Source organism: Hydrotalea sandarakina (assembly GCF_003254115.1).
Taxonomy (GTDB): Bacteria; Bacteroidota; Bacteroidia; order Chitinophagales; family Chitinophagaceae; genus Hydrotalea; species Hydrotalea sandarakina.
Genome location: NZ_QKZV01000023.1, coordinates 1 through 2,372 on the forward strand (window position 1 = coordinate 1; position 2,372 = coordinate 2,372).

At 31.7% G+C, this 2,372-nt stretch carries 2 protein-coding genes; both read left to right on the forward strand.

The window, feature by feature from the left end; all coding sequences use genetic code 11:
- Nucleotides 1–65: 65 nt before the first annotated feature.
- Nucleotides 66–1,166 carry an RHS repeat-associated core domain-containing protein gene (locus tag LX80_RS14290; RefSeq protein WP_111297323.1) on the forward strand — a complete coding sequence of 367 codons (1,101 nt, stop codon included), beginning with the start codon at nt 66–68 and terminating at the stop codon, nt 1,164–1,166.
- A 7-nt stretch (nt 1,167–1,173) separates the two neighbouring features.
- Nucleotides 1,174–1,905: a hypothetical protein gene (locus LX80_RS14295; RefSeq protein WP_111297324.1), complete on the forward strand. Its 732-nt coding sequence runs from the start codon at nt 1,174–1,176 to the stop codon at nt 1,903–1,905.
- Nucleotides 1,906–2,372: the final 467 nt, after the last annotated feature.

The following is a 2,372-nucleotide window of genomic DNA, read 5'->3' on the forward strand; positions in this document are numbered from 1 at the left end:
AAAAAAACCAATAACAATAATTTTTTATACCATTTTTATTTCGTTAAATTAGCGGTGGCTTTAGTGTGGTAGGCAGTAGTGGAGTAGTAATAGACCACCATAACGATGCCAGTATGCAGGGTATACAAATACCCCAAAACGGGTATATTTATATTTATTGCAGCAATGAAAGTCCGGTAGATGTGTTCTTTGATAATTTGCAGGTAGTTCATACCCGAGGGCCTTTGTTGGAGGAGACGCATTATTATCCGTTCGGACTCACCATGGCGGGAATAAGCAGCAAAGCAGCAGGCGGTACAGAAAATAAATACAAATACAATAAAGGTTCTGAATTGCAAAGCAAAGAGTTCTCCGATGGTTCGGGGTTAGAACTGTATGCAACCAACTTTAGAAGCTTAGACCCACAGCTTGGCAGATGGTGGCAAATAGACCCGAAACCGGATTATGCACAGAGTCTATACTCTGCAATGAATGATAATCCTATATTATTTAATGATCAACTTGGTGATTCAATTATTGGTAAAGCAAACAATGCTGTGGCAAATCGAATTGCAAACAATGCAAATAATAGAATCAATGCAAATAATGCCAAAATAGCAAAAAACAATCGCATTATAAGTAATAAGCAAGCTCAAATTGCGTCAAGAAAACTTAGTGATAAAGAACTTAAAGCTGCAAATAACACTATTAATCATTTAACAAAATCCAATACCGAATTAGGTAAAAGAAACGATAATTTGAGAACAGGAATTGCAGCTATAGACGCTATGAGGGCAGATGTTAATCATAACTATTCATTTCAATCTCCTGCCAACGACAATGGAACTCACCATGTTGTTCAAGGAGATGGAAAAACTGTAATAGTTGAAGGAAGTAATGATGGTTTATTTTTTCATGAAGTAGTTCATGTACTTCAAAATTTAAACTCTGGTGGGTTAAGATTTTCTACTAAAGAAAGCACTAAGGGTTATTTGTTGAATGTTGGTGCTACGGGTAGTAATATCGGAGACGAGGTTCAGGCATATCAAGTACAATTTTCATTCGATGGAACATTTTCTACAAGTAGTGCAAGAAATTTATCAGATATAAACTCTGGAACAGTTAGAGATTTACATGGTACCTTACCTAATGGTGATATTTACTATCCTTATGCAAATTTAAAATAACTGATAAATGAAAAGATTACTTTTGTTAATTTACACATCGATACTTTTTTTTAAAGGAAATGCTTCTGATTCAACAATACTAAAAACTTTAAAAAATATAAGTGGGGTATATAAATGTGCCGGAGAAACTTTAAGTGTTAATGGGAGAACAAATACTTTTTTTTTAAAAAGGCCTTTGTCTAAACTTGAAGATGTAGTAACTCCAATCTGTTATGATACACTTGCAAAGGGTAATTTTAAAGTATTAACCAACAATACAATTGTACTATCAAATGATAGAAATTTTTTTAAGTTATACTTTGATTTTAAACATGAAAAAAATCTTTCACAAGACACTCTTTATATTCATGTTTTACTACCAGAGGATGATGCTTTTTTTTCAAATAGATTTAGATATCTATTCAATTTTGGTTGTTTGATGCGACAATTAAAATCAGATAGTACATTCATTAAAATACCTAAGGCTATGATACCATATTGTCAAAGCCCCTCTTTAAGTTTTTTAATACAAGATTTATATCCTCAATGTATAGAAGAAGGAAAATGTTACCAGCGAATTTATTTTAGGGTCTTTAACTCGTTGGATTTTAAAAACGGTGAGAATTATTTTACAATTACACTTAAAAATTTTACTGAATGCTTTGTTGAGAAAATGGATGTTGAAAATGATATAATATACTTTGATGGAAAAGATGATATTTTATGGAGAGGCAAAAATTACAAAAGGGCTAAATCTTGAATTACTTTATTTTTAACTGACATGATAAATAAATTATCAGATAACAAAAGCCGCATCACTGCGGCTTTTGTTATCTGAAGTAGTGGATAATTTTACAAGAGTTAAGGAAGAAGTTTCTTTTGTAAGAATGCTAATGGTTAGCTTTGCTCACAATTTTCTGAATCCAATATAAACTTTTCCCTCTGTTTATGGTTATACCTATACTGTAATTTTTTGCTTTTCAATACCTTTTCAAATCAGCAATCTCCTTCAATCAAAATGCCAATATTGTGGTTAAACTCTCTAAAAAGTTAGAACTGTTGGTAGGCAAGCCGACAAACGCATATATTCAAAAAAGCAATCTTGTAAAAGGTTGCTTTTTTATTGTTATTATGAGCAAAAATTTTTTTCAAAAACCAATAACAATAATTTTTTATACCATTTTTATTTCGTTAAATTAGCGGTGGCTTTAGTGTGGTAGGCAGTAG

Coding starts and splice junctions, on each gene's coding strand:
- LX80_RS14295 (WP_111297324.1), top strand. CDS start 1,174: ATGAAAAGATTACTTTTGTTAATTTACACATCGATACTTTTTTTTAAA.